Annotated in this window: 23 protein-coding genes, 1 tRNA gene and 1 pseudogene; 17 read left to right on the top strand and 8 right to left on the bottom strand. The window is 60.0% G+C overall.

Translation table 11 applies throughout. The features are described 5' to 3' along the window. Positions 1–250: 250 nt before the first annotated feature. From LOY69_RS10065 to LOY69_RS10050, 4 genes are all read left to right on the top strand, one after another. Positions 251–326, top strand: a tRNA-Asn gene (locus tag LOY69_RS10065). Next, positions 318–692, top strand: a complete 375-nt coding sequence (locus tag LOY69_RS10060; protein ID WP_265074447.1) for a hypothetical protein — start codon at positions 318–320, stop codon at positions 690–692. The genes LOY69_RS10065 and LOY69_RS10060 overlap by 9 nt, the downstream gene beginning before the upstream one ends. Before the next feature lie 233 nt (positions 693–925). Then, complete coding sequence (locus LOY69_RS10055; RefSeq protein WP_265074446.1) at positions 926–2,083, top strand: MFS transporter; 1,158 nt, start codon at positions 926–928, stop codon at positions 2,081–2,083. Positions 2,084–2,178: 95 nt separating this feature from the next. Continuing rightward, the gene (locus LOY69_RS10050) at positions 2,179–2,760 is read left to right on the top strand and encodes an SH3 domain-containing protein (RefSeq protein ID WP_110652589.1); all 582 of its coding nucleotides are present in this window, start codon (positions 2,179–2,181) and stop codon (positions 2,758–2,760) included. 62 nt (positions 2,761–2,822) lie between these two features. On the opposite strand, the pseudogene LOY69_RS10045 reads toward LOY69_RS10050, so the two are convergent. The 5 genes and pseudogenes from LOY69_RS10045 to LOY69_RS10025 all read right to left on the bottom strand — a co-directional run bounded on the left by LOY69_RS10045 (position 2,823) and on the right by LOY69_RS10025 (position 9,437). Next, positions 2,823–4,365: pseudogene (locus LOY69_RS10045) on the bottom strand (nucleobase:cation symporter-2 family protein). Between the two features lie 319 nt (positions 4,366–4,684). Further along, positions 4,685–5,506, bottom strand: a complete 822-nt coding sequence (locus LOY69_RS10040) for a hypothetical protein (protein ID WP_170002237.1) — start codon at positions 5,504–5,506, stop codon at positions 4,685–4,687. A 117-nt stretch (positions 5,507–5,623) separates the two neighbouring features. Next, entirely contained in the window at positions 5,624–6,448 is an 825-nt protein-coding gene (locus LOY69_RS10035) for an arylamine N-acetyltransferase family protein (protein WP_102882519.1), read from the bottom strand. A 372-nt stretch (positions 6,449–6,820) separates the two neighbouring features. Next, a complete protein-coding gene (locus LOY69_RS10030; protein WP_102863697.1) occupies positions 6,821–8,392 on the bottom strand; it encodes a GGDEF domain-containing protein in 1,572 nt (523 codons plus the stop codon). 184 nt (positions 8,393–8,576) lie between these two features. Continuing rightward, entirely contained in the window at positions 8,577–9,437 is an 861-nt protein-coding gene (locus LOY69_RS10025) for a LysR family transcriptional regulator (RefSeq protein ID WP_213665013.1), read from the bottom strand. A 99-nt stretch (positions 9,438–9,536) separates the two neighbouring features. Between LOY69_RS10025 and LOY69_RS10020 the strand changes: the two genes are divergently transcribed. The 10 genes from LOY69_RS10020 (at position 9,537) to tal (ending at position 20,978) form a co-directional block, all read left to right on the top strand. Beyond that, positions 9,537–10,187, top strand: coding sequence for an FMN-dependent NADH-azoreductase (locus LOY69_RS10020; RefSeq protein WP_102882521.1), 651 nt, complete (start codon positions 9,537–9,539; stop codon positions 10,185–10,187). Between the two features lie 278 nt (positions 10,188–10,465). Continuing rightward, positions 10,466–11,281, top strand: a complete 816-nt coding sequence (locus LOY69_RS10015) for an ABC transporter permease (protein WP_265074882.1) — start codon at positions 10,466–10,468, stop codon at positions 11,279–11,281. Then, complete coding sequence (locus tag LOY69_RS10010; RefSeq protein WP_102882522.1) at positions 11,271–12,545, top strand: ABC transporter ATP-binding protein; 1,275 nt, start codon at positions 11,271–11,273, stop codon at positions 12,543–12,545. Before LOY69_RS10015 ends, LOY69_RS10010 begins: the two co-directional genes overlap by 11 nt. Next, entirely contained in the window at positions 12,542–13,918 is a 1,377-nt protein-coding gene (locus LOY69_RS10005) for a polysaccharide pyruvyl transferase family protein (protein ID WP_265074445.1), read from the top strand. Before LOY69_RS10010 ends, LOY69_RS10005 begins: the two co-directional genes overlap by 4 nt. A gap of 5 nt (positions 13,919–13,923) precedes the next feature. Beyond that, positions 13,924–14,616, top strand: coding sequence for a 2OG-Fe(II) oxygenase family protein (locus tag LOY69_RS10000; RefSeq protein WP_265074444.1), 693 nt, complete (start codon positions 13,924–13,926; stop codon positions 14,614–14,616). A 158-nt stretch (positions 14,617–14,774) separates the two neighbouring features. Beyond that, positions 14,775–16,748, top strand: coding sequence for a glycosyltransferase (locus LOY69_RS09995; RefSeq protein WP_265074443.1), 1,974 nt, complete (start codon positions 14,775–14,777; stop codon positions 16,746–16,748). After that, a complete protein-coding gene (locus LOY69_RS09990) occupies positions 16,745–17,845 on the top strand; it encodes a hypothetical protein (RefSeq protein WP_170002225.1) in 1,101 nt (366 codons plus the stop codon). Before LOY69_RS09995 ends, LOY69_RS09990 begins: the two co-directional genes overlap by 4 nt. Beyond that, the gene (locus LOY69_RS09985) at positions 17,829–18,728 is read left to right on the top strand and encodes a glycosyltransferase family 2 protein (RefSeq protein WP_265074442.1); all 900 of its coding nucleotides are present in this window, start codon (positions 17,829–17,831) and stop codon (positions 18,726–18,728) included. The genes LOY69_RS09990 and LOY69_RS09985 overlap by 17 nt, the downstream gene beginning before the upstream one ends. A 143-nt stretch (positions 18,729–18,871) precedes the next feature. Beyond that, the gene (dusA, locus tag LOY69_RS09980) at positions 18,872–19,873 is read left to right on the top strand and encodes a tRNA dihydrouridine(20/20a) synthase DusA (protein WP_265074441.1); all 1,002 of its coding nucleotides are present in this window, start codon (positions 18,872–18,874) and stop codon (positions 19,871–19,873) included. A 178-nt stretch (positions 19,874–20,051) separates the two neighbouring features. Further along, positions 20,052–20,978 (top strand): transaldolase, encoded by a 927-nt coding sequence (gene tal, locus LOY69_RS09975; protein WP_102863751.1) that lies wholly within the window; start codon positions 20,052–20,054, stop codon positions 20,976–20,978. A 72-nt stretch (positions 20,979–21,050) separates the two neighbouring features. Here the strand turns inward: tal and rssC are convergent, their stop codons facing one another. Both rssC and rssB read right to left on the bottom strand, forming a co-directional pair. Beyond that, a complete protein-coding gene (gene rssC / locus LOY69_RS09970) occupies positions 21,051–21,533 on the bottom strand; it encodes an anti-sigma factor antagonist RssC (protein ID WP_102863752.1) in 483 nt (160 codons plus the stop codon). Further along, the gene (rssB, locus tag LOY69_RS09965; RefSeq protein ID WP_102864100.1) at positions 21,533–22,714 is read right to left on the bottom strand and encodes a two-component system response regulator RssB; all 1,182 of its coding nucleotides are present in this window, start codon (positions 22,712–22,714) and stop codon (positions 21,533–21,535) included. Before rssB ends, rssC begins: the two co-directional genes overlap by 1 nt. A 275-nt stretch (positions 22,715–22,989) precedes the next feature. On the opposite strand from rssB, the gene LOY69_RS09960 reads away from it, so the two are divergent. Next, positions 22,990–23,289 carry a PilZ domain-containing protein gene (locus LOY69_RS09960; RefSeq protein WP_102863753.1) on the top strand — a complete coding sequence of 100 codons (300 nt, stop codon included), beginning with the start codon at positions 22,990–22,992 and terminating at the stop codon, positions 23,287–23,289. Positions 23,290–23,355: 66 nt separating this feature from the next. Here LOY69_RS09960 and LOY69_RS09955 read toward each other — a convergent pair whose 3' ends face one another. Next, positions 23,356–24,042 (bottom strand): VacJ family lipoprotein, encoded by a 687-nt coding sequence (locus LOY69_RS09955; protein ID WP_102879033.1) that lies wholly within the window; start codon positions 24,040–24,042, stop codon positions 23,356–23,358. 204 nt (positions 24,043–24,246) lie between these two features. On the opposite strand from LOY69_RS09955, the gene LOY69_RS09950 reads away from it, so the two are divergent. Next, positions 24,247–24,867, top strand: a complete 621-nt coding sequence (locus LOY69_RS09950; RefSeq protein ID WP_102879032.1) for a phosphatase — start codon at positions 24,247–24,249, stop codon at positions 24,865–24,867. Positions 24,868–24,989: 122 nt separating this feature from the next. Next, positions 24,990–25,253, top strand: a complete 264-nt coding sequence (locus LOY69_RS09945) for a DUF4404 family protein (RefSeq protein WP_102863756.1) — start codon at positions 24,990–24,992, stop codon at positions 25,251–25,253. The last annotated feature ends 33 nt before the right edge of the window (positions 25,254–25,286 follow it).

Raw genomic sequence — 25,286 nt, 5'->3', positions numbered from 1 at the left:
TGCAAAAAAATGAGTGGGAACCTGGGATAAATCGAAGCGCATCATAAAAACGTACCTTTGCGGCTTGAGGCCGGCAGCGCGTGAAACCACTTCCGGGGAGCCATGGTAGCCCCTATCGGATCACGTACAGGCCCGCTAGCCGATAAAACCCTTGAAGTAATGTCAGCAGATCATTCCGAACCTCGCTGCACTGAAAAAAACATTCACAGCTTGTTGACTTCCCTTTCTGAATCAGTAAGATACGGCGCATTCCGCGATAGCTCAGTTGGTAGAGCAAGTGACTGTTAATCACTGGGTCCCTGGTTCGAGTCCAGGTCGTGGAGCCATATTCCTACACTGATTTGCCTCAAACACAGCAAGAGCGCCCTGCTCTTTTGGCAAATCAGCAGAAAAAAACCACTATCAGTTTCATGATCCGCATGTCAGCCAGACATGCGGATAAAGTGCTTTGCGAGCCGAATGGCTCAGGCAAAGGTCTGGTTGCCTTGCCGCAATGGCCTGACGTAGGCTGTGCGCTTATTTTTCCGGCCAGTCAGACAACGATGTTCCTGCCAGCACAGTCCCCGTGCCTCTCCCCCTCGATGAGCCCTTCGGCAACCCTGGCCGTTGCCCAGCATGATTGCGCGATCAACCGTCGCCGCCGCAGCGTCCTGTTCGCCTTCACCTTCTCCCCGCACCAAGGCAGTCGCTAACCGCGATTGAGCCTGGCACCGCCCCGCCACCTTTGGCGCCGATGCAGAGGCTGGCTCGCCAGCGAAGACGTCTCGAAGTGCAACGCACCATTCAATGACCGCTTCGCCAGCAGCCGGCCCCTACGCCGAGGGCACAGGCCCGGCTCTCGCCCGTATCTCGGCGGATGCTGTCACGCGGCGTCCGCAACATCTCCATTTTTCAGCGCCTGACGCTTCAGGCGCGAGTCTTGATCATGAACAAAGCCTTGTTAGCTGCCTTGATCCTGGGCATTTCCATTGTCGGCCTGAGCATCGGCTCCACAGTGCCGATCCTTGCCCTGCGCCTGTACCAGGCCGGCGCGTCGAACAATCAGATTGGCATCATGTCAGCCTTGCCTGCGGCGGGCATGATGCTTTCGGCATTCCTGGTCAATGCCTTGTGCCAGCGTCTGACCCGGCGCCAGATCTATCTGCTGTGTTTCAGCCTCTGCGCCCTGAGCGTGGCAGCCCTGGAACTGCCGGACGCCAGCCTCTTCAGCCTGGGATTGGCCCGGGTCGCCATGGGGCTTGGGGCCGGGCTGATCATCATTCTCGGGGAAACCTGGGTCAATGAAATGGCCGAAGACGCCAGCCGTGGCCGCTTGGTGGCGGTCTACACCACCTGCTTCACCTTTTTCCAACTGCTGGGCCCTGGCCTGGTATCACTGCTGGGCACCGAGGGGCCGCTCGTACTCACCATTGTCAGCCTCGGTTATGCCGTGGCGATCGCCGTGGTCTGGCTGACTCTGCCCCAGGAAGACTCCCCAAGTCCTCACGAGGAAAGCCGGACCTTCTCGGTGCTGGGCTTTATCCGCATCGCCCCGGCGTTGTGTGTGGGCATATTGTTCTTCGCCTTCTTCGACAGCGTCGTGCTGTCGCTGTTTCCGGTGTACGCGGCCACTCATGGCTACAGCATCAAACTGGCGGCACTGATGGTGACCATCATTCTCCTGGGAGATACGGCGTTCCAGTTCCCCCTGGGCTGGCTCTCGGACAAGCTGGGGCGCCCGGGGATCTACCTCGGCTGCGGCATCATCGCTCTGCTGATCGGTCTGTGCCTGCCACTGTTGATGCAATCCCCCGGTCTGCTCTGGCCGAGCCTGGTCATCCTCGGTGCGGCGGCGGGCGGCATCTACACCCTGGCGATCGTGCTGATCGGGCAATCCTTCAGCGGAGCGGATCTGGTGACCGCCAATGCCAGCGCCGGTCTGCTCTGGGGCATCGGCAGCCTGCTGGGACCACTGCTCAGTGGCGCCGCCATGAGCGGCGGCAGCTATGGCTTGCCCCTGACCCTGTCGGCGGCCGCCGCCGTGGTGGTGGTAATGGCTCTGTCCCTGGTGCGCCAGGGGCAGTTCAGCAAGGTCACGGAGTAACTCACGCTTCACAAAGAGGCGGCCTGGAAACATTCACAGGCCGCCTCGTTGTCATTACCATCGCGCCATCCGAATCCCCTGATGAAAACTGTGCAATGAACCGACCTCTGCGCCTCCTGTCCCTGTGGGGGCTGCTGTCTCTGTTACCGCTACAGGCCCTGGCCGCCTCCACGGTGGATTGCGCCACCCTGAGCGACAACGCTTCCCTGGAAGCCGGCGAGTACCGGCCGCCCCTGGAAGCCAAGGTCATAGGCCAAGGACGGTTGCACTTTCACAGTGGGCCGAATGCCGCCTGCGTGAACCAGAAGCTCTATGTGATTCCGGGCGACGGCCTGACCGTGTACGCCTCCAGCGACAGCGGCTGGGCCCAAGTCATGTACATCGCCAAAAACGGTGAGGACTACAGTGGCTGGGTCGAGGAAAAACGCCTGCAACTGGGCGGTCACTACGGCGGCCCACAGCTGCCGGCCGAGGTCACGGCCTTTATCCAGCGTCACGAAGATTGCCAGCACTTTGCCGGCGAGGAGGCGTATGACGAGGAGCGTCGGGCCGAATTGGAGAAAGCCGTTAACGACGTCTGTATTGGCCATGATCGCCAGCTCGCAACCTTGCGCGGGCAGTACAAGGACAACCCCGAGGCCCTGCAAGCCCTGGAGCCCTTGGACAACCTCGAATAATGACTCACCCATAAAAAACGGCGCCTTCAGGGCGCCGTTTTTTTATGTCGCAGTGATTGCACTCAGTGCGTGGTTTGCGCACTGCCTCGAGCATGGCTCGGTGCCGAGCCGTCCCCAAGCGGATTCGACGACTGCCCCGAAACCTCAGCTACCAGCGGCACTTCATTGCCTTCGGCATCGTGCAGCTTGCCACCGCTGAAGTAGTCCCCCTCACGCAGTACGGCAATGTCCTGGAAACGGAGGCTGCGCTCGGTGCCAGCGACGAACACCGACTGCTGGTCCGAGTTGCCTGCGGTGAAATGGTTGAACGCCAGGTTCAGCAGGATCGCCATGATCGCCGACGAGCTGATGCCCGAGTGGAAGATCGTCGCGAACCAGCTGGGGAAGTGATCGTAGAAGCTCGGCGCAGCGATCGGGATCATGCCGAAGCCGATGGAGGTCGCGACGATGATCAGGTTCATGTTGTTGCGGTAGTCGACCTTGGACAGGGTACGAATGCCACTGGCCGCCACGGTGCCAAACAGCACGATACCGGCACCGCCCAGCACCGAGGTGGGCACCGCCGCAATCACCCGCCCCATGAAGGGCAGCAAGCCAAGGACTACCAGAAACACGCCGCCGGTAGCCACTACAAAACGGCTCTTGATCCCGGTGACTGCCACCAGCCCGACGTTCTGGGCAAAAGCACTCTGAGTGAAGGAACCGAAGATCGGCGCGATCATGCTCGACAGCATATCGGCACGCAGCCCATCCCCCAGGCGCTTGGAGTCGACCTTGGTGTGGATGATTTCACCCACCGCGAGGATGTCCGCCGAGGTTTCCACCAGGGTCACCATGACCACGATGCACATCGACAGGATCGCTGCGACATGGAAAGTCGGCATCCCGAAGTGGAACGGCGTGGGCAGGCCAAACATCGGCCCCTGAGTGACACCGGAAAAATCCGCCATGCCCAGGAACACCGCGATCACCGTACCGATGACCATGGCAAGGAGAATCGACAGCCGGGAAATCGCCGCGCTGCCGATCTTGCTCAGTAGCAGCACCAGCACCAGGGTGAGGGCCGCCAGACCGATGTTCGACATGCTGCCAAAATCCGCCGCCCGGCTGTTACCGCCCATGGCCCAGCGCGCCGCCACAGGCATCAGCGTCAAGCCGATGGTGGTGATGACAATGCCGGTGACCAGCGGGGGAAAGAACTTGGTAATGCGAGAGAACACCGGCGTAATCAGCAGGCCGATCAGCGAAGCTGCAATCACCGCCCCCAGAATTGACTGGAAGCCGCCCTCGCCGCTGCTGGTGACAATCGCCACCATGGTCGATACGCCCGCAAAGGACACCCCTTGAACCAACGGCAGCTTGCAGCCGAAAAAACGGCACGCCGAGCGTTTGCAGCAAGGTTGCCAGCCCCCCTGCAAACAACGAAGCGGCGATCAGCAGGCCGATCTCCGCTGGCGACAGACCGGCCGCCTGGCCGACGATCAGTGGCACCGCAACGATACCGCCATACATGGTCAGAACGTGTTGCAGGCCATAAGCCATATTCGCGGCAATACCCAAATTTTCATCTTCGGGACGTTGCTGTGAAACCTGGGGCGTATTCATGGTGTGGGGTTCCCTGTTTTTGTTATGCGCACACTGTATGCAACAACAAAGACAACTGTCCATATGATTGTATACAGTTTATCGGTCAATCTTCGGGCACTTCCCCCTGCTGATTCACCGATAAAAAGCCCCTCTCAGGTCGTACGGATCACCCTTTTCCAGCCTGAATGGCCGCCCCAGAGCCACCGCCCCACATCGGGCCGGCAGGACCTGTGCAGCAAGCCGACATCCTCGGCCCCAACCCCACCCGCTGAAACACAACGCAAAAAAAGGCCGATCCATTGGCTGGATCGGCCCTTGCTGCACACAAAAAGACCAATCAGTTGGCCGGTACGCGGATCTTGTACACATTGGGGGCGACACGAATCCACTGATCGCTGACCAGCGGATAGACCCGGGTCCGCGCCGACAAACGCAACAGCTGCGAGTTGATGTTGGCCAGGGTCTTCACGTTGCCGTCACGCTGATAGCTGAGCATGTTGTCGCGCACATTGATGATGGTGTTCCAGGTGTCCTTGTTATTGATGATGTACTGGGCATTGGTTTCGAATTGCTCACCCGGATCATCATTGCGACCGTTCGGACCGAGAAACAGGTTCCAGGGCATCCAGGTGTAGAAGCCATGAAAGGTGTCCCAACCCAGGGGCCTTGGCGGCACGCCCGCATTGGCCCGCACCACGCCCCGACCGATCTCCTCGAGCAACGTCTTGGCCTGGTCATAATCCGCCGCCACCGGCGCAGTGACGTTGACTCGATTGTCCTGGCCATAGCTGAGGAAACGTGCGCCAAAGCCGTCCCAGAAACCCTTCAGCTCCTTCAAGTGCCCACGCTGCACCACGGACATGTAGAAATCCCGCAATTGGTTGTAGGCAATGATGTGGTGTCGACTCACCGGCACCGTGAACGCCGGCCCGACTCCGGACGTCTTGAGATCGGCACTGTAGTTGTCGGACGGTGGATAGGGCGACCCGGCCCGGGCGTCCATGCTCAGGTTGTAGTTGCCGTCGGGGTTGGGGACCGCGAAGCTGCTGGTGGAACACAGGCTGACCACTGCCAGCAGCGCAGCGAACAGCCCCTGCCTGAAACGCCTCAGCGGTGTTGCGGTACTGCCGGACACCGTGGATCGATGTATTTTCTGCATGATTCTCTCCATAGAAAATTGCCGGTTTGCCGGTGGATTCTATGGAGCGCCAGCTTGGGAATTTAATCGGGAAGTGCTTCCGTATTCGGCTCCCGCTCCCGGTGCGACAGGTGGTGATCAGGCCTCCAGCAAGCGCTCGAGCACTCTCGACAACTCGGGATGCTCCGGCAGACGCAAGGCAAACTCGTCCTGCAACAACTGCATCAGCTCCCCCGCATTAGTGATCTGCCGCCGCTCGCTGGGCTGCCCCACGCGATGCAAAGCGTAGCTGCCGTTGTTCAGGGTTCGGCGCACCCCCGGCCCTATCAGCGCCACCTTCAACTGACCGAGGAAAGGCGAGTCACGGTGAGTCGAGACGTACCAGTTGCCCATTTCGTAGTCCACATCGCCCTGTATCTGCAGATCAAAGACGTACAGGGCCCGCCACTCATCCATGACCTTGGCGCGCAGGGTGTAGCTACCGTCTCGCTCGGTAATGCGATAGGGCTCGTGGGGTGTTGCCTGCTCTGCTTCGGTATCGAGCAGCAAGGGCGCAGTGGGCACCATGCCGCCGAAGCCGACATCGGCGATGTAGCGCTGCCCGTCCAGGTGCAACAGCGTCAACCTGTGACTGCGAGCGGTGAGCGCATCCTCCGGCCCTCCCATGACCACCCGCCCGGTAATGCCACGCGCCTCATAGCCCAGATGCTGCAACAGCACCAGGAACGTCTGATTGAGTTCATAGCAATAGCCACCGCGCCCCTCTTGCAGAATCTTGCGTTCCACCGTGCCCAGGTCGATGGGCACCGGCAGGCGCAACAAGGTAGAAAGGCTTTCGAAGGCAAACTCGCAGACATGTCGCCATTGCAGTTCTCGCAGGGTTTCCAGGGTCGGCGGCGGCGCGCTGTGGTAACCCAGTCGGCGCAAATAGAGGTCAATGTTCATCAGGTGCGGCTGGCTCATGCACAAATCCTTGAAATGAGTGTCGCGCAGGGCTCCGGAGATTCTTGTGCCGATCCGCTTGTCCAGCACCGGTCCCTGCCAGGGCAACGATAGGTATAAGCCAGAAACGGGGCATTCCAACAATCGATTCGGCTGATATTTTTTATCGCATTGGCCCGGGATTGGCTCTTGCCAAGAGCTGACGGTGATTCTGTAGTAGCCACCGCCCTAGCGGCCTCGCCCAGGCGCAGCGAGCGTCCTGCCTGTGGCTCAAAAATCATTCGGCACGGGCCTTCTACCGGGCCCAGGGATATGACGCCGCAGGCACCACCACCTATGAGCTTGGTGGCAATACCTACGCCAATCAGATCTTCTACAAAGCCTGACAATGACTCAACGGTCGGAGCGCTGCAGCAGATCCTCAGCGCTCTCCACCGCCAGGGCCATCACCCGATTGCGCCCCGTGGCCTTGGCCTGATACAGCGCTGCATCCGCCCGTTCAATGAAGACTTCGATGCTGTCGCGCCCCGTAGGAACGAAGGAGTAACAGCCCAGACTGATGGTCACGCGTCCCACTGGAGAACCGGAATGGCTGATGTTGCGCTCCATGACGCTCTGGCGAATCTGCTCGGCCATGGCCAGGGCACCGTGGATATCGGTATCGGGTAGCAGCACCGCGAACTCTTCCCCGCCATAACGCACGGCCAGGTCGGTCTTGCGATGACAACACCCTTTCAGGGCCTGGGCCACCTCTGCCAGACAATGATCGCCGGCCACATGGCCGTAGGTATCGTTGTAACGCTTGAAGTAATCGATGTCGGCAATGATCAGGCTCAGCGGCGTGCTCTGCCGCGCCCCGCGACCGAACTCGATCTCCAGGGAGCGCTCGAACAGCCGCCGATTGCCCAAACCGGTCAGGCTGTCATGGGTGGCAATCACCTCCAACGCCTCCTGGGCCTTGCGCAGATCGGTTTCGATCCGCTCGTTGTTGCGCACCTGGCTCACAAACACCCAGCCGAACAGTCCCACTCCCAGCAGCACCAGGGCGACGATGGCCGTGGATTGATAGGCCGAGGCGTACCAGCCCTTGAGAATCGAGTCCTTGGAGTTGGCCGCCGCCACCACCAGGGGATACGCCTGCAACTGGCGATAGCCATACAAACGCGTCACCCCATCCACGATCGAGGTGATCATGGCGTTGCCGGAGGTGGCCTCAGGCAGGTACTTGCTGAAAATCTCGCCACGGGACAGGGAGGCCCCCACTTGCCGCTCCTCGAATGGCCGCCGCGCGATCAGGGTGCCATCGGACAGGGCGAGAAACATCACGCCCTGCTCATCGATATTGAAGCTTTTGAAGAATTGATCGAAGTAAGCCAGCTTGATGCCGGCCATCAGCACGCCCTGGAAGTTCCCGTTCTGGTCATTGATCCGCCGCGAAATGGGAATGATCCACTCGCCGTTGGCGCGACTGCGAATCGCCGGACTGATATGGGCCTGCAGCGAAGCGTTCTGCTGGTGGAACCTGAAGTAATCACGATCTGCCACGTCCTTGCCATGAGGCGAATCGTTAAAGGAACTGACCACCCACTGGCCTTGCTTGTCATAGAGAAACACTCCGCTGAGTTGCACCAGGGCCTGTACCCGTCGAGCAAAGATCTGTTGCAGGCGCAGCCGCTGCACGGGGCCCTCGCCGATGGCCTGGATCCACTCGGAAAGGCTCATCAGCACCAGGTCGGCCTCCATGAAGGTGTCCTCCGCCTGCTGGGCAATGGCCCGAGTCAGGTTGGTGGAGTTGACCTCTGCCTGCGCCAGGTCATGGCGCCAGGACTGCTCTAGCTGGAGGTAAAGCAAACCGCACAGGCACAGGAACACCGTGGCGATAAAGGCCACCGCGGCCTTGAGCAGCGGCAAGCGTTTCAAGGTGCCACCCGGGGCGTGTTGAGCGTCGTAAATGGGGACAGGCAAAAGGGGCGTCCTGACGGGAAAAGCCTGAACTACGCGGCAGATCCCTGGTTGTTTTCGAGACCGGTTCACTGACCAGCATCCTGTAAAACATCGGCTCCATGGCGTTCAAACACAGGCCAGGGGCCGCTCGCAACCGCATCCGATCTAGCCCCTTGCAGGGGTTATCGGCCGCAGAGGACGATGCCTAAAGCGCGGATCGTCGGCTGGAACAATATTCGACGATGACCTGAGTCAGTGTCGCCACAACGGCCGGGTCCGCGTCGGACGCAGTAAACAGCCGGAACTGGGCCTGAGGCAACTCCGGCAAACCGTATTCCGCCCCCAGTGCACACAGCCCTGCTCCCAACTGACTGACCGCCATGGGCGCCACGGCGAAGCCCGACAGCACTGCGGCACGCAAGGCCCCATTGCTGCTGCAGAGCATGGCCGTACGCTGAGCAATGCCGGCTTTGGCCAACAGCCCCAGGGCCACCGCCCGATAAGGACAAGGCTCAGGAAACAGCGCCAGGGGCAAAGGCTCGGGCAAGGGTGCCACTGATTGTGGCAGCCCGGCCCAGACCAGAGGTTCGGACCAGAGCAACTGGCCTGGCGCTGCTGTTTCGCACAAGGACCCCACCACCAGCTGCAAACTGCCCTGAGCCAGAAGATCCAGGAGGGTGCCGGGGATGCTCACCTGCACATCGAGCTGGATACCCGGGAACTGCCCGGCAAAATCCAGTAGCGCGCGCAACAGACGGGGCTCGGCAAAATCCTCCGCCAATCCAATCCCCACACGCCCATGGAACGGCACCCGGGTCAACTCGGTCCAGGCGTCGCGATTCAACGCCAGAATGGCTCGGGCGTAGGCCATCAGCCGCTCGCCATCGGCTGTCAGTTGCTGTGAGCGGGTGGTGCGTTGCAGCAACGGCTTGCCGACCTGCTGTTCCAGGCGCCGCAGATGGCCGCTGACCGCCGACTGGGTCAAGTGCAGTTTTTGTGCTGCACGACTGAACCCCTGTTCATCGACAACAGCGACAAAGGTACGGAGCAGCAAGGCATCGAACATATTTCATATCGCCATTAATAAGCCTTAGATCGACAATTTATATTTACAAATAAGCTATGTTGCAATAGCGGTCATCCCTGTCCACCAAGAGATTCGTTCATGACCCGGCTCCTGCACATCCAATGCTCGCCTCGCTTACGTCGCTCCGCCTCCCTGGAAATCGCCCGCAGTTTTATCCAGCGCTATCAACAACAGGTTCCCGACACTCAAGTCAGCACCCTGGACCTTTGGAGCCTGGAACTGCCGGAGCTCGATCAGACTGCAATGGACGCTAAGTACGCCCGACTCGGTGGCCAGCCGTTGAACGCTGGCGAACAAAGCGCCTGGGACCGACTCCAGGAACTCGCCGCGCCCCTGCATCAGGCCGACCTGTTGGTGCTCTCCGTGCCGCTGTGGAATTTCAGCATTCCCTACAAGCTCAAGCATTTCATTGACCTGGTATCGCACCAGGGAATCCTCTTCAGCTTCGACCCCGAGCACGGGCTGCAGGGCCTGTTGCGCGAAAAGACAGCGGTGGTGAGCTACGCCCGCGGGCTGGATTTTTCAGCCCAGTCGAACACTCCGGCCCAAGCGTTCGATTTCCAGAAACCCTACATCGAGGCCTGGCTGAACTTCATCGGCATTGCCGACCAGCACTCGCTGGTGGTGGAGAAAACCATTCTCGGGCCAGACATCGACCAGGCCTCCCGGCAAGCGACCGCGCGCCAGGCACACGGCCTGGCAGAGCAACTGGCAGCGCGCCGCCCCTAGTACTCGAAAAAGACCGGTGGAGCGACTGACAGTTTCCGCCGGTCTGCAACCTTCCACAGTTCCCCAGGCGAAACTCCCACCGCCTCGCCACCTTTTATCAACAGACCTGCACTGATCGGCACGAATCATCAAAAAGCTCACAAAAACGCCGTCGGTCCATGCATTTTTGGTCTATACACAACTCATAAGAATCTTCGATGCAAACCACCGTCCCGCTCCTCTGTACTTTCAGGTCGTGCGTATGGCGGTGTTGGAAGTTGATCACCAAGGAGTGGATGTTGATTGGGGGTAACACGCTTAACCGTTTCACGTTCATACGCTGGCGCCATCGGGAACTGCTATTGGCGCTAATCGAGCGTGAAATCACAGGCCGCTATCGCGGATCGATCGCCGGTCTGCTCTGGTCCTTCCTCAACCCCCTGCTCATGCTGCTGGTATACACCTTCGTTTTCAGCGTGGTGTTCAAGGTGCGCTGGGACACCGGCAGCGACTCGAAAAGCCAATTCGCCTTGCTGGTATTCACCGGCATGATGGTCTTCAACCTGTTTTCAGAATGCATCAGCCGTGCTCCGGGCCTGATCCCGAGCAACGCCAACTACGTGAAGAAAGTCGTGTTCCCCCTGGACCTCCTGCCCGGCGTGATACTCGGGGCCGTGCTGTTCCATACCCTGGTGAGTTTCATCGTCTGGCTGATCTTTCATCTACTGGTCTTCGGCCTGCCACCGTTCACCACCTTGCTGTTTCCCCTGGTACTGCTGCCGCTGGTGCTGTTCACGCTTGGGCTGTCATGGTTCCTGGCGTCCCTGGGGGTCTACCTGCGGGACATCGACCAGGTCATTGGAGTGCTAATGTCGGCCCTGATGCTGCTGTCCGCAGTGTTCTATCCCGTGAGCGCACTGCCGACTGCCTATCAGCACTGGCTCTATCTGAACCCCCTGACCCTGGTCATCGAGTCATCCCGCGACGTGCTGATCTGGGGCGTCGTCCCCGATATCAGCCTATGGCTGGGCCAACTGGTGGGTGCCAGCGCTGTGGCTTTTCTCGGGCATGTGTGGTTCGAGAAGACCCGCCAGGGGTTTGCCGATGTGCTCTGATCCTGTGATCAAGACCCAGGGCCTGGGCAAGTGCTATCAGATCTACGACCAGCCTCGGGATCGCTTGCTGCAATTGCTGCTGCCTCGCGGTAAACCGCGCTATCGCGAGTTCTGGGCATTGAAAGAGGTCTCCCTGGAGATTCGCAAAGGCGAAGCCCTGGGCATCATCGGACGCAACGGCAGCGGCAAATCGACCTTGCTGCAACTGATTTGCGGCACCACGGGTGCCTCTTGCGGCAGCCTGACCCGCCACGGCCGGATCGCTGCCTTGCTGGAGCTGGGTTCGGGATTCAATCCGCAGTTCACCGGCCGCGAGAACGTCTACCTCAACGGTGCGGTGCTGGGGCTCAAGCGCGCGGAAATCGAAGCGCGCTTCGACGAAATCGCCGCGTTCGCCAATATCGGTGAGTTCATCGACCAGCCCACCAGGACCTATTCCAGCGGCATGCTGGTACGCCTGGCCTTTGCCGTCTCGGTATGCGTGGAGCCGGACATCCTGATTGTCGATGAAGCCCTGGCCGTGGGCGACGCTTCCTTTCAGTTCAAGTGCCTGGAGCGACTCGATCGCCTGACACGACAAGGCATGACCCTGCTGTTCGTGTCTCACGACATGAGCCTGATCAAGCGCTTCTGCAACCGCGCCCTGTATCTGCGTAACGGCGAAATCCGCGCCAGCGGCGCGCCGGAAGCGATGGCCGAGCTCTACCTGCTGGACATGCGCGACGAACAGCGACGCTGGGCCAGCGCCGGAGCCATCCAGGTCACGGTCAAGACAGCGCTCAACCCGGAACACGGCATGGCTTTTGGCACCGATGAAGGACGCATCACTTCGGCGGTCTTCAGCAACACCGGAGCGCTGTACTCGAGCTTTGTCCATGGCGACAGCATCGAGATCGCCATCGACACGCTCGTCAGCGACGCCGTCACCCGCCCCAACATCAGCCTGACCATCCAGGAGGCCAGGCTGCTGGTGATCAGCGGAGTCAATGCGTCCCTGCAAAGCGGCGCATCCGAGAATGGCTGGCGCCGCGCTTCGATCCGCCTGCAGTTCGCGGCCAACCTGGCTGCCGGGCGCTACCACATCACCCTCAAGCTGATGGATGGCGAGACCGAAGAAACCTCACAACTGATTGAAAAGCAGGTCGCCCTGCTGGCCTTCGACATTCTGCCGGGCAACAAGCACTTCCTGGGAATCGTCGATTTGCACATCAAGCCCGCCACCCGTGAAGGACAAACAACCAGGGCGACCGAGGAACACTCATGAAGGACAAGGAGTGGCAGGTAGCGATCTTCGGTACCTTTGACGTGGCCAACTACGGCGATCTGCTGTTTCCCCTGATCGCCGCCGCCGAGTTGCAGGCGCGCCTGGGCACTGTGCACCTGCATGCCTTCTCTTATAACACCCGCACGACGCCACAGTGGCCGTACAACGTCACCTCGGTCAGCGAACTGCCCCGGCTGATCGAGACCCTGGACGGGGTACTGATTGGAGGCGGTTTCATCATCCGCTTCGACAAAGTGGTGGCCCCGGGGTACTACCCGCCAGACCCGCAGATCCACCATCCCACGGGTTATTGGCTGTCCCCCGCACTGATTGCCCTGCAGCATGACGTACCGCTGATCTGGAATGCCCCGGGCATGCACTGCAACAACGTACCGACCTGGGCAGTCCCTCTGGTCAAACTGGCCCTGGAGCTGAGCCCCCACGTGCAAGTACGGGACACCTTGTCTCAAGACACCCTGTCGGCGCTGAGCGATCGGGCCCGAGTCGAGGTGCTGCCGGACACCGCATTCGGCCTGCCCAACCTGATCGACCTGCAGCAGCCCTCTGTGGAATACCGCCAACTCTGTGAACAGGCCGGACTGAACGGGCCCTACCTGGTGGTGCATGCGATTGCCGGCCTGGAGGGGTTCCTACAACTGTGGAAAACCCACAACCCACTGTTTGCCCAGTGGCAGTTGCTGTTGTTGCCCATCGGCCCGGTACTGGGAGATCACGAATCGGTTCTTGGCGACGACCTGCCAAGGGCCGTACGCCTGCCTACCTGGCCAGCACCGCTGCTGCTGGCCGAGATCCTCGGCCACGCCCAAGGCGTGATCGGCCACAGTTACCACCTGGCGATTACAGCGCTGGCCTTCGGTGTGCCCATCTTCAGTTCGGCCGACCTGGACCTGGGCAAGTACACAGCCCTACGGGACTACGGGGGAATCCACCCCTTGTACGCTGTTCGAGAGATAGATCCCCAGTGGTTCCTGGAGCGCCTGGTGCGGCGTACGCCCTGCCCCCGCCTGATCGATGCCCGAGAGCAATTGCAGCGCCATTGGGATCGAGTGGCCGAACTCATCAGCCAGGGCCGCCGCCCCACCCGCCAGTCAATCGACCGACTCTGGCAAGCACTACCTGGACTACTGGAAGAAACCCGCCTGGACTGGCGTGAGGAATGCCTGGAAAAACAGGCTGAGCTGGAGGCACTGCATAAGCAAATGGAGCAATTGAAACAACAACAGCGGCAGCAACAGGAACTCATGGGACACGCCTGCGGCGAACTCGACCGGGTGTATCGCTCCAGCTCCTTTCGCATCACTGCGCCACTGCGTTCCCTTCGACGCCGTTTCAACCATCTACTGGGAAGATGAACAGGATGCTAGATCTGACGAGGCTCACCAAACAGCCACTGCACAACCAACCTTTCCGCTGGGGCCAGATCGATGGCCTGTACACAGCGCAAGACGCCGCGGCGTTGGCAGCGACCTACCCCCATGACGCCTTCAAGCGAGTGTATGGATATGGCGGAGAAAAAGACTATGAGTACCAGGCGCGGCAATTGGTGGAAATGGGGACTGGGCGCATCGTCCACCCCGAAGGCCTGAGCCCCGTATGGCTGGCACTCGCGACAGAACTGAGCTCTGCGGCCTATCGCCTGGCGATGTCGACACTGACCGACCTGGACCTGCGCACAGCCCCCATGGAAATCAATGTATTCCACTACGGGCCGCAGGCCTGCCTGGGCCCTCATCCCGACCTCAGCGACAAGCTGGTGACCCATATCCTGTATTTCAACAAATCCTGGAACATCAACGAGGGTGGCTGCCTGAACATCCTCCGCTCTGCGGATCCAACAGATGTGGTAGCAGTGATCCCGCCTCTGGTCGGTAACTCTGCCGTCCTGGTGCGTGCCGAGCATTCATGGCACGCCGTATCACAGGTAGTGGACAACTGCCGGACCTCGCGCCGCAGCATGACCGTGACCTTCTACCGTACCGGCTCTCTGAGTTCGATGTGGCCGGCCGCAGACCAGACTCCACTGCATGACTATGAAGGGCCTCATGACTAAGCCGTACGCAAACATGACTGGAAGCGTCATCGCCCTAAGGGAAACCGGGAATGCCACGGCCTGACCCCAAAGCACTACTCAGGCAACTGCGCAACACCTATCGGAGACTGCCACTGCCGAATCTTCTGCGCGTCCTATTGGGTCGAATTTATCGCCAAATGACATCAGTACGACGAGCCCTGCACCGCGACGTAATAGCCGACAGTCTGTTTCAACCTCCACTTTGCAACTTGCAGGAGCCGCTGGAGAATGCGCCCGACTACGTATTCTGGGGCGTCATCGACTGGGATTTTCGACACCAGCGCCCGCAACAGCTGGCCGAGCAGTTGAGCCTTGACGGACGCCGCGTGTTCTACATCTCGGCCGCTCTGGAGGATGACCCTCGCGACGGTTTTACACTGCGCCCTCTTGATGAAACGGGGCGCCTGTTCGAAGTCCGGCTCTTTGCCCACACTGCGCCGATCATTTACCACGCAGTACCGGATGAAACCTTGATCTGGCAGTTACGGCGCAGCATCGGTGAACTCCTGAGTTGGGCGAATTCGCCCCAGGTGGTATCGCTGATCCAGCACCCGTTCTGGGCTCCCGTGGCGGGAGTGCTGCCCAACAGTCGTGTGGTCTATGACTGCATGGATCACCATCAGGGATTTGGCAACAACGCCGCGCAGTTGCAACAACTGGAGTGCCGCCTGATCCGCGAAGCCGATGTGGTGCTGTTTGCCTCGGCATGGCTTGAACAACAATGGCACCCGCAAAGGCCAAGGACAGCTGCACAGCAGCGAGCGATTCTGCGCAACGCCGCCGACTTCGACTACTTCTCAACACCCACGGAACGCCGCTATCAAGATCCGCAAAAACGTCCCGTGATCGGCTACTACGGTGCATTAGCCCATTGGTTCGACGTGGACCTGGTATCTGCCATAGCCGAAGCATTTGCCCACTGCACCGTACTGCTGATCGGCGCTGATACCGCGCGTATCGGCGCACGGCTGAGGGGCCACACCAATATCAAGCTCACGGGCGAGATTCCTTATGCGCAGCTGTCCGCCTACCTGCAGGCTTTCGACGTCTGCATCCTGCCGTTCCGCATCGAACCGCTAACCCTGGCCACCAACCCGGTCAAGGTCTACGAGTACCTGAGCGCCGGTAAACCGGTGGTGGCGGTGGATCTCCCTGAATTGCACGAATTCAAGCAACAGGTCGCCATCGCCGAGGACACGCCCGCTTTTATCAATGCCATCGCCCGGGCGTTGCAGGAACCTGGATGCAGCGCTGCTTCTCGCCAACGCCAGGCCTTCGCCGCGCAGCAAACCTGGCAACACCGGGTACAGGCCCTGCTTAACCTGACAGAGAATGTTGCCTCTCAACCGCTGGTGAGCGTGATAGTGGTGACCTACAACAACCTGGCCTTCACTCGGGACTGCCTGGCGAGCCTGGCTGCCGATTCCCTGAGCGAGCCACTGGAAATCATCGTCGTGGACAACGCCTCCACCGATGGCAGCGTCGAGTTCCTCCAGCGCTGGTCAGCGAGCAGCGGACACTCGCTGATTCTCAACAACAGCAATCGGGGTTTTGCCGCCGCCAACAATCAGGGCCTGGCCCTGGCCAAGGGCGAGTTCCTGGCACTGCTCAACAATGACACCCAGGTCACCAGCGGCTGGGCACAAACCCTACGCCGCCACCTGCAGCGCGACCCGGGGCTCGGTCTGATCGGACCGGTGACCAACAACATCGGCAATGAAGCGAAGATCGACATCCGCTATCAGGACTCACGGGAAATGGCCGTCCGTGCCCGCCAATACACCTGGCGCCACGCCGGCCTGAGTGTGCCTTGCGCCACCCTCGGTTTCTTCGCGGTGATGATGTCCAGGTCAACCTATCAGCGCATAGGCCCCCTGGACGAAGCCTTCGGGCTGGGCTTTTTCGAGGACGACGATTACTGCCGCCGTGTCGAGCAAGCCGGCTTGTCCTGTGCCTTCGCCGAAGACGTGTTCATTCATCACCACCTGTCCGCCTCCTTCGAACTGATGCCCGGAAGCCAGCGCCAGCAACTGTTCAACCGCAACAAGGCTTTCTACGAAGCCAAATGGAACCGCCCATGGGTCCCGCACACCTCCAGGGAGGAGCCATGAAACTGGTCTATCTGTCGCCTGTCAGTTGGCACAGTTTCGCCCAACGGCCCCAGGAACTGGTTCGACAGTTCCACGCCAGCACCCGGGCTCCGGTGCTGTGGATCGAACCCTACCCCACTCGCCTCCCGGTGCCCCGCGACCTGCTGCAGCACTCCCCAGCCCCTCACAGCGAACCGGTGCCCGACTGGTTGACCCTGATCCGTCCCCGAGCCCTGCCGATAGAGCCCTTGCCCGGTTCGGGGTGGTTGAATCGACTGTTCTGGGGGCGCCTGATGCAGCAGGTCAGGCACTTCGCTCAGGGACCGACCCAGCTAGGCATCGGCAAGCCCTCGCGACTGGCCCTGCAATTGCTGCGCGAGCCGCTCTTCGTCGGCAGTTTCTATGACGTGATGGACAACGTGCCGGCTTTCTATAGCGGCTGGTCCCGGCGCGCCATGCAGCAACGCCAGCGCGAAACGGCCAGAGCCGTGACCACCGCCCTGACCTCCTGCTCGAACCTGCAGCACTATTGGTTGCAGCAGCAGGTCAATGCACGCCTGCTACTCAATGGCTGTGCCAGCGAACGGTTGCCCTCCCTGCCACTGTGCCGATCCACAGCACATGCCACGCGCCCCGTATTCGGCTACATCGGCACCCTCGCCAAGTGGTTCGACTGGGACTTCATCCTCGCCCTGGCCCATGCCTTCCCGGAAGCCGAGGTGCGCTTGATAGGCCCGCAACACGGCACCTCGCCTCCGGCCCTAGCCGCCAACATCCGCTGCTTACCGGCACTGTCGCACCCAGCCGCACTGGCGGCGATGAGCGAATTCGACGTCGGGCTGATTCCGTTCAAGAGAAACGACATCACCCGTTTTGTCGATCCGATCAAGTTCTACGAATACCGGGCCCTGGGCCTGCCGGTGGTCAGCACCGACTTTGGCGAAATGAGTGTTCGCCGTCACACACCGGGAGTTTTTCTCAGCGATACCGCCGCGGACATTCCCCAAGTGATGCGCCAAGCCCTGGCGTTCAGCGAGCCGCTGGCGAATACCCTGCAGTTCCGCGAGGCCAACTCTTGGACGAAACGTTTCGAGGTGGCCCATGCCGCAATCCTGTGACGTGGTGGTGGTCAACTACAACGCTGGCCTTTTGTTGGAAGAGTGCGTCGCCTCAGTGCTGGCACAGGGTGTCGGCAGACTGGTATTGGTGGACAACGCCTCCCACGACGACAGCCTGCAACGGGTGCTGACCCGCTACGGTGCCGACAAACGCCTGAGTATCCTGCGCAACCCGAGCAACACAGGCTTTGCCGCTGCCTGCAACCTTGGCGCCACACAGTGCACGCAGCCCCATATCCTGTTCCTGAACCCCGACACCGTGCTGCAACCCGGGGCGCTCCAAGGACTGATCGGCGCCTTGTGCCACTCCAAAGACCTGGGCATGGCAGGTGGCTTGCTGTGCAATTTCGACGGCAGCGAGCAGCCCGGTGGTCGCCGAGTCTTTCCGACCCCACGCCGAGCGGTGGTTCGCGCCCTCAACCTCTCGGGTCTGGCCTGGCTGTCACCCCGCTTGTTTTCCGACTTTCTCCTGCACCGCGAGCCCCTGCCGACTCGACCAACCAACGTCGAAGCCATTTCCGGCGCCTGCATGCTGGTCAAACGCGAAGCCCTGGACAGCGTCGGCGGCTGGGACGAAGGCTATTTCCTACACTGCGAAGACCTGGACCTGTGCATGCGTTTTCGCCATGAGGGCTGGAAAGTCTGCTTCGTGCCCCAAGCAAAAATCTTTCACGCCTGGGGCGCCTGCAGCCGCTCACGCCCGTTGTTCGTCGAATGGCATAAACATCGAGGCATGATCCGCTTCTATGGCAAGTTCTTTCGTGATGATTATCCGAAGGTTCTTTCCTGGTGCATTTGCGCGGGGGTATGGCTGAGGTTCGGCGCAATGGTGGGGTACTACTCTGCGGTGCGCTTGAGGCAGATAATCGGCGTAACTCGATGACTCACCAATCGTCCCCCGTCCATCCCGGGGACAAACAAATTGCCCCTGCGCTTTCCTGATAAACTCCGCGCTATCAGATCTTTTGTTCACGATGCGAAGAAGCTTGCTTCATTTGCCGCCGTAACGTCTCAAAGCAGAACCTCATGTCCTTGAACAACGAAGCCTCCCTACAGCAAAGCTTTTCCCGTCGTTTCTCAGTGGCGCCGATGATGGATTGGACTGACCGTCACTGCCGATTCTTCCTGCGTCTACTGTCCAAACACACCCTGCTCTACACCGAGATGGTTACCACCGGTGCGCTTCTCAACGGTGATCATGAACGCTTCCTGCGCTATCACCAGTCCGAACATCCTCTGGCGCTGCAACTGGGCGGCAGTACTCCAGCGGACCTCGCGGCCTGTGCGCGCATGGCCCAGGAGCACGGTTATGACGAGGTCAACCTGAATGTCGGTTGCCCCAGCGATCGGGTGCAGAACAATATGATCGGCGCCTGCCTGATGGGGCATCCGGCGCTGGTGGCCGATTGCGTGAAGGCCATGCGCGATGCGGTGTCGATTCCGGTGACGGTCAAGCATCGCATCGGGATCAACGGTCGTGACAGTTATGCCGAACTGTGTGATTTCGTCGGCCAGGTCCAGGATGCCGGCTGCACCAGTTTTACCGTGCATGCACGGATCGCGATTCTCGAAGGGCTATCGCCCAAGGAGAACCGGGATGTTCCACCGCTGCGCTATGACGTGGCGGCACGGTTGAAGGCGGATTTCCCGCAGCTGGAAGTCATCCTTAACGGTGGAATCAAGACCCTGGAGGCCTGCCATGAACATCTGCAGACCTTTGATGGGGTGATGTTGGGTCGTGAGGCCTATCACAATCCCTATCTGCTGGCCGAGGTGGACCAACAGCTGTTCGGCAGCACCGCACCGGTCATTTCCCGGGCCGAGGCCCTGGCGCAGCTGCGACCTTATATTGCCGAGCATCTGGCTTGCGGCGGCGCGATGCACCACATCACTCGCCATGTGCTGGGACTGGGGACGGGCTTCCCTGGGGCTCGCAAGTTTCGCCAGTTGTTGTCGGTGGATATTCACAAGACCAAGGACCCACTGGGCCTGCTGGATCAGGCCGGGCAACTGCTTGAAGGGCGTTAACCATCAGCCGGGTTGAACCTGATCTGGCTTTTGGTATCTCAATTACCTGAATCACGCCCCAGCATTCAAACACCTGTTTTCAGGCCGCCGCCCTTGGGGCCGTTGTAAGCCTTCCGCGCCCTTGAGCGCCTGACAGCGCTCGGGTAATGTCATCAGACCCATAGGACAGAGCACGCTCATGACTTCCAAGCTGGAACAACTGAAGAAAATCACTACCGTGGTAGCCGATACCGGCGACTTCGATGCTATCGCCCGGGTCAAGCCGGTGGATGCCACCACCAACCCTTCGCTGCTGCTCAAGGCTGCCGCCATTCCTGGCTATGCCGACCTGTTGAACGCTTGCGTCAGCGACTGCAAGGGTGATGTCGGTCTGGCCAGCGATCGCTTTGGCGTAGCTGTCGGCCAAGAGATTCTCAAGGTCATTCCCGGTCGTATTTCCACTGAAGTGGACGCCCGGCTGTCGTTCGACACTGACGCGATGCTCAAACGCGCCCATCGCCTGGTCGAACTTTATGAAAAGGCTGGCGTAGGACGCGATCGAGTGCTGATCAAAATCGCTTCCACCTGGGAAGGCATTCGTGCCGCCGAGAAGCTGGAGCGTGAAGGCATCCAGACCAACCTGACCCTGCTGTTTTCCTTCGCTCAGGCCGTGGCCTGCGCCGAGGCCGGAGTCTTCCTGATCTCGCCATTTGTGGGTCGGATCTACGATTGGTACAAAAAAGCCAACGGCAGCGACTACACCGGCGCCGATGATCCGGGCGTACAGTCGGTCACACGCATCTACAACTACTACAAGGCCAACGACTACAAGACCGTGGTCATGGGTGCCAGCTTCCGCAACCTGAACCAGATCGAGCAACTGGCCGGCTGTGACCGCCTTACCATCAGCCCAGACCTGATCGAGAAACTGGCAGCCGACACTGGCCAGCTAGAGCGCAAGCTGAGCCCGGGCAAGACCGGCGAAGCCCGTCAGAGCCTGAACGAATCGCAGTTCCGCTGGGCCTCCAATGAAGACGCCATGGCCACTGAGAAACTGGCCGAAGGCATTCGTCAGTTTGCCCGTGACCAGGAAAAACTCGAAGCCCTGCTGGCTGCCAAGCTCTGATTGCTCAGTACCAACGCAAAAAGGGCGAACCCTCACAGGTTCGCCCTTTTTTATGCCGTGCGTTTCAGCGAATCAGTGACGCTCCAGAGCGTTCACCAGATCATGGAAGGCTTCGCGGTTGGAGTCGTTGAGCCCCATCAGAATCTTGTGAGCCTCCAGGACCTTAATCCGCACCACTTCTTCCGACTGGTCCTGGGAAGGCAAGTCGGCTAGGCATTCCGGGCAAGGAATCGGACGATCGACGATGTTGAACACCTGATCGAAGCCCATGGACTGCAACAGCCGGGTAATGTCTTCGTGGGTGGTGACGACGGTGGGCAATAGACCTACCTTCTGCCGCGATAGGATCGACAACTTGGCCAGCAGGCCCAGAGTAGTGCTGTCGATGCTGCGGGTTTCAGTGAGGTCGATCACGATCGCCGAGAAATTCAGCGCAGTGAAAATCCGCTCAATAGTCGCATCCAACGCCGAACACAGGGTCAGGCGCACTTCACCGATGAACTTCAGGACAAAAGTGCCGTCCTGCTCGGCGAACTGGATTCTACCGGTACTCATTAAAGGTTCCTGCTCAACACTAACAGGGCGATATCATCCGGCATCTCCCCTAGCGTGGCCAATCCAAAAACTTGCCGCAGGCCATCCAGGCTGCCGCCCGCAGCTCTCACCCGTTCAGGCAAGGCCGCTTCTTTTTCTTTGAGTGTAGGTTCGGGCAAAAGGTCCAGAATGCCATCGGACATCAGCGTCAAGCTGAACACCGGGGGCAGTTCCAGAATGTGGTCTTCATAGGTAGCCTCGTTGAACAGGCCTACCGGCAAACCACGCCCTTCCAGATAACGCACACTGTCTGGTGTGTACAACACCGGCAACGGCAAGTGCCCGCCAATGCTATAGGTCAACAAACCAGTCTCCTCGTCGATAACTCCACCGACCATCGTGACGTGTTTGCCCAGCTTACAACTGATCAGGCCACGGTTGATATGGCCCAGTACTTCCGAAGGCTTGAATTCCGGCAAGGTACCGTTGCGCTTGGATTCGAACAGCAGGCGCGTGGTCATGAACTTCAACAGCACGGTGACGAAGGCTGATGACGCACCATGGCCGGAAACGTCAGCCAGGTAGAAGGCAACCCGACGCTCGTCGACGCGGAAGTAGTCGACGAAATCCCCCGACAGGTAGAGCGAAGGGATGATCTGGTGCGCGAAATTAAACTCATCGATCGACCAGGGGCTGGTGGGCAGCATGTTCATCTGCACCTGGCGACCGGCGTTCTGATCTTCCTGAAGCAGATTGAGGCTGGCCTCGAGTTCGCGGTTGGCGGCTTCGAGCTTTTCTCGATAACGCTGGTTTTCCAGCAACAAGCGCGCCCGATCCAGGGCTCGACGCACCGAGTGCTCGAGCACGGCCAGATCTTCCAGAGGCTTGATCAGGTAGTCCGCCGCACCCAGGCGCAGCGCTTCAACCGCGTCGTTCATCACGCCCGCCCCCGAAACCACTATCACCGGGGTTTGCGGCGACAACTCGGTCACTTGACGGATAAGTTCGAGACCGCCCATCTGCGGCATGCGCAGATCGCAGATCACCAGATCGGGGTTGTCGCGCTGGAATACCTGAAGACCCTGCTGGCCGTTAGCAGCCTGCAGTACGCTGAAGCCACTGTCTTCCAAATAGGCCGCGAGACTCGCGCGTACTACTTCGTCGTCATCGATTATCAGCAGCGTGGCACTGGTTTTTTGCATGTGGGCAAACGGCGCCAGAATTAGGTTGGCGTAGGTGGCTTGGCCCAAGGCCTGGCGCACGCTACTGGATTCGCTTTCTAGCCACTCTGAAGTGGAGCCAGGACCTTCAGCCCTGCACGCCCGCTCATCAGAGGTGCCCTTCTAAGGCGCAGACGGTACTCCCATCCGCGGGGCGTTTCAAGCTCATGCCGATGGTCGCCTGACGTCTTTACACCGCAAATCACCGGGAGTTATAAAAACCGCTAAAACCGCAACTCAATCGCAGGATGGAACCCATGAATCAAAACCAGCGTGACTACAGTGAAAAGCGCGATTACATCCGTATGCGGGTGGATGCCGAGGTCACGCTGATCCACCAGGGACAGGTCATAGAAGCGGTCTGCATTGACCTTTCCAGCAGCGGCATGCAGGTCCAGGCGCCCCGTTCATTTCAGGTCGGCGACCTACTGAGTGTGCGTATCGACTCGGAGCATGCAGCCCTCAGAGGCCTGGAAGCGGAGACCGAAGTGGTCTGGGTCAACTCACAGGAGGGTGGAGGCCAGAAACTTGGGCTTACAATCCTTAAGATGAAGTAAAACTTACTCCCATGAAAAAGGCGGCCTGATGGCCGCCTTTTCAGTTTCTGCAAGACAGTCGCCCGATCAGAAGTCGTCTTCGACCTGACCATCCTTGACCTTGAATTCACGATTCTGCAGATAGGCATTGCGCACAAAGGTGTAGCGATCACCACGAATCAGCTTGTCCGCAGCCAGCAGGCTGGCACGAGTATCAACCACGTTCACGCCCATGGTGATGTTGCGCGCAGGGATGTCGTTCATGTAGCGATAAGGCAAGGTGTAGCTGTCTACATACTTGGCCGGCGCATCACGCAGGGTGCTAGGGCCCAGCAACGGCAGCATCACGTAAGGACCGCTGCCCACGCCCCAATAGCCGAGGGTCTGGCCAAAGTCTTCGTCATTGCGCTGCAGGCCCATCTGGGTACCGACGTCGAAGAAGCCCGCCAGCCCCAACGTGGTGTTCATCAGCAGGCGCGCAGTATCCACACCGGCGGCACGAGGCTTGGCCTGGAGGATGTCGTTGGCCAGGTTGCCGACGTCACCGAGGTTGCGGAACATGTTGTGGATACCGTCTTCCAGAAACTGCGGCGTCACCGCCTGGTAGCCTTGGGCCAGCGGCTTCAGGGCATAGGTATCAAGGGTATCGTTGAACGTGAAGATGGGACGGTTGATGCTTTCCCACGGGTCCTCTTCGGCCGCCTGGGCGACCAGGGGAGCCAGCGTCACACCGGCACTCATACATAGCGGAACTAGATAACGGCTCCAGCGCATAGCAGGAAACTCCTTGGATTGTTCTCTCGTGGGGCTATGCCCTGAGGTTAGGTCGAGGAGTATAAAGCGGATAGGCCTGTTTAGGCAGCATCACTGCAAGCAGCCTGGAGGCATCAGTCACTCAATCCTGTTCGCATTCACCTCACTGTCACCTGCATGTCATCTTCCCCGGCTAGCCTCGAGAAGAATTTCAAGGACGTTGATATGCCCCACGCCGATGCCTTAGCCCAGACAGCAGCGCCATTGACCGCGGTGCTCTTCGGCCTCAGTGGCTGCCTGGTGGACTTCGGTGCGCGCACGCGCCTGCAAACCACCACGCGCCCTGGCCCGGAACAGGTCCGGACCACTCCAGGAGCTTTGGACACCTTGCGTCATCTGCAACAACTGGGCATTCCCTGCGCCTGGCTCGAGCAACTACCCTGCGCCAGCAGCAGCCACCTGGCCGCCGCCCTGCCCGACTGGATCAAACCCACCCCCGCCGCCCCCGCTCCCTGGCCCGCTCCCGACGCCTGCTGGCAGGCGCTGATGACCCTCAAGGTGTCCCGCCTCGAGGGTTGTGTACTGGTCAGCGGTGAACCGCAACTTCTGCAGTCAGGGCTCAACGCCGGACTCTGGACCATAGGCCTGGCCTCCTGTGGGTCCCTGTGCGGCCTGACACCAAGTGAATGGCAGGCCCTGAGCCAGCAGGAGCGCGAACTCAAGCGCGGCAAGGCCACCCTGCAACTCTTCGGTCTGGGGGTGCACTCGGTCATCGACCACCTGGGGGACCTGAACACCTGCCTGGCGGACATCGAACTGCGCCGGCTCAAAGGTGAAAAACCCTGACATAAGCCTGTTGATCAGGATCATGCACAGTGCCCGGGAGTGGATTACTCTAAGCCGTGGGCATGGACCTTTGCCTCAAACGCGCGGTCCATCCCTGTGCCTATCAATAAAGGGAGAACGCCATGCCTGCCCGCGAACTGCAAGAACAACTCGATACCCTGCGCGAGCAATTGGAGCAGAACCCACCGCTTTCGGAAGCCGAGCGCGCCAATCTGCAGGAACTGATGCAGCAGATCGAACTGCAACTCAAGCTGGAGACCAGCACCCACGACGCCAGCCTCGCCGACGGCGTCAACCTGGCAGTGGAACGCTTCGAACTGGAACATCCGGCCATCGCCGGAACCCTGCGCAATATCGTCCAGACCCTGGGCAACATCGGTATCTGATAGCGCCCGATAACACCGTCCCATAAAAACAAA

The organism is Pseudomonas sp. B21-059, assembly GCF_026016285.1.
GTDB lineage: Bacteria > Pseudomonadota > Gammaproteobacteria > Pseudomonadales > Pseudomonadaceae > Aquipseudomonas > Aquipseudomonas danubii.
Note: the sequence above shows the minus strand (reverse complement) of the source record. Positions and strands in the feature narration are given on the sequence as shown.

Bases quoted from the DNA above. Each gene is read 5' to 3' on its own strand.
- LOY69_RS10055 (WP_265074446.1), top strand. From the start codon at position 926: ATGAACAAAGCCTTGTTAGCTGCCTTGATCCTGGGCATTTCCATTGTC.
- LOY69_RS10050 (WP_110652589.1), top strand. From the start codon at position 2,179: ATGAACCGACCTCTGCGCCTCCTGTCCCTGTGGGGGCTGCTGTCTCTG.
- LOY69_RS10040 (WP_170002237.1), bottom strand. From the start codon at position 5,506: ATGCAGAAAATACATCGATCCACGGTGTCCGGCAGTACCGCAACACCG.
- LOY69_RS10035 (WP_102882519.1), bottom strand. From the start codon at position 6,448: ATGAGCCAGCCGCACCTGATGAACATTGACCTCTATTTGCGCCGACTG.
- LOY69_RS10025 (WP_213665013.1), bottom strand. From the start codon at position 9,437: ATGTTCGATGCCTTGCTGCTCCGTACCTTTGTCGCTGTTGTCGATGAA.
- LOY69_RS10020 (WP_102882521.1), top strand. From the start codon at position 9,537: ATGACCCGGCTCCTGCACATCCAATGCTCGCCTCGCTTACGTCGCTCC.
- LOY69_RS10010 (WP_102882522.1), top strand. From the start codon at position 11,271: ATGTGCTCTGATCCTGTGATCAAGACCCAGGGCCTGGGCAAGTGCTAT.
- LOY69_RS10005 (WP_265074445.1), top strand. From the start codon at position 12,542: ATGAAGGACAAGGAGTGGCAGGTAGCGATCTTCGGTACCTTTGACGTG.
- LOY69_RS10000 (WP_265074444.1), top strand. From the start codon at position 13,924: ATGCTAGATCTGACGAGGCTCACCAAACAGCCACTGCACAACCAACCT.
- LOY69_RS09995 (WP_265074443.1), top strand. From the start codon at position 14,775: ATGACATCAGTACGACGAGCCCTGCACCGCGACGTAATAGCCGACAGT.
- LOY69_RS09990 (WP_170002225.1), top strand. From the start codon at position 16,745: ATGAAACTGGTCTATCTGTCGCCTGTCAGTTGGCACAGTTTCGCCCAA.
- LOY69_RS09985 (WP_265074442.1), top strand. From the start codon at position 17,829: ATGCCGCAATCCTGTGACGTGGTGGTGGTCAACTACAACGCTGGCCTT.
- dusA (WP_265074441.1), top strand. From the start codon at position 18,872: ATGTCCTTGAACAACGAAGCCTCCCTACAGCAAAGCTTTTCCCGTCGT.
- tal (WP_102863751.1), top strand. From the start codon at position 20,052: ATGACTTCCAAGCTGGAACAACTGAAGAAAATCACTACCGTGGTAGCC.
- rssC (WP_102863752.1), bottom strand. From the start codon at position 21,533: ATGAGTACCGGTAGAATCCAGTTCGCCGAGCAGGACGGCACTTTTGTC.
- rssB (WP_102864100.1), bottom strand. From the start codon at position 22,714: ATGCAAAAAACCAGTGCCACGCTGCTGATAATCGATGACGACGAAGTA.
- LOY69_RS09960 (WP_102863753.1), top strand. From the start codon at position 22,990: ATGAATCAAAACCAGCGTGACTACAGTGAAAAGCGCGATTACATCCGT.
- LOY69_RS09955 (WP_102879033.1), bottom strand. From the start codon at position 24,042: ATGCGCTGGAGCCGTTATCTAGTTCCGCTATGTATGAGTGCCGGTGTG.
- LOY69_RS09950 (WP_102879032.1), top strand. From the start codon at position 24,247: ATGCCCCACGCCGATGCCTTAGCCCAGACAGCAGCGCCATTGACCGCG.
- LOY69_RS09945 (WP_102863756.1), top strand. From the start codon at position 24,990: ATGCCTGCCCGCGAACTGCAAGAACAACTCGATACCCTGCGCGAGCAA.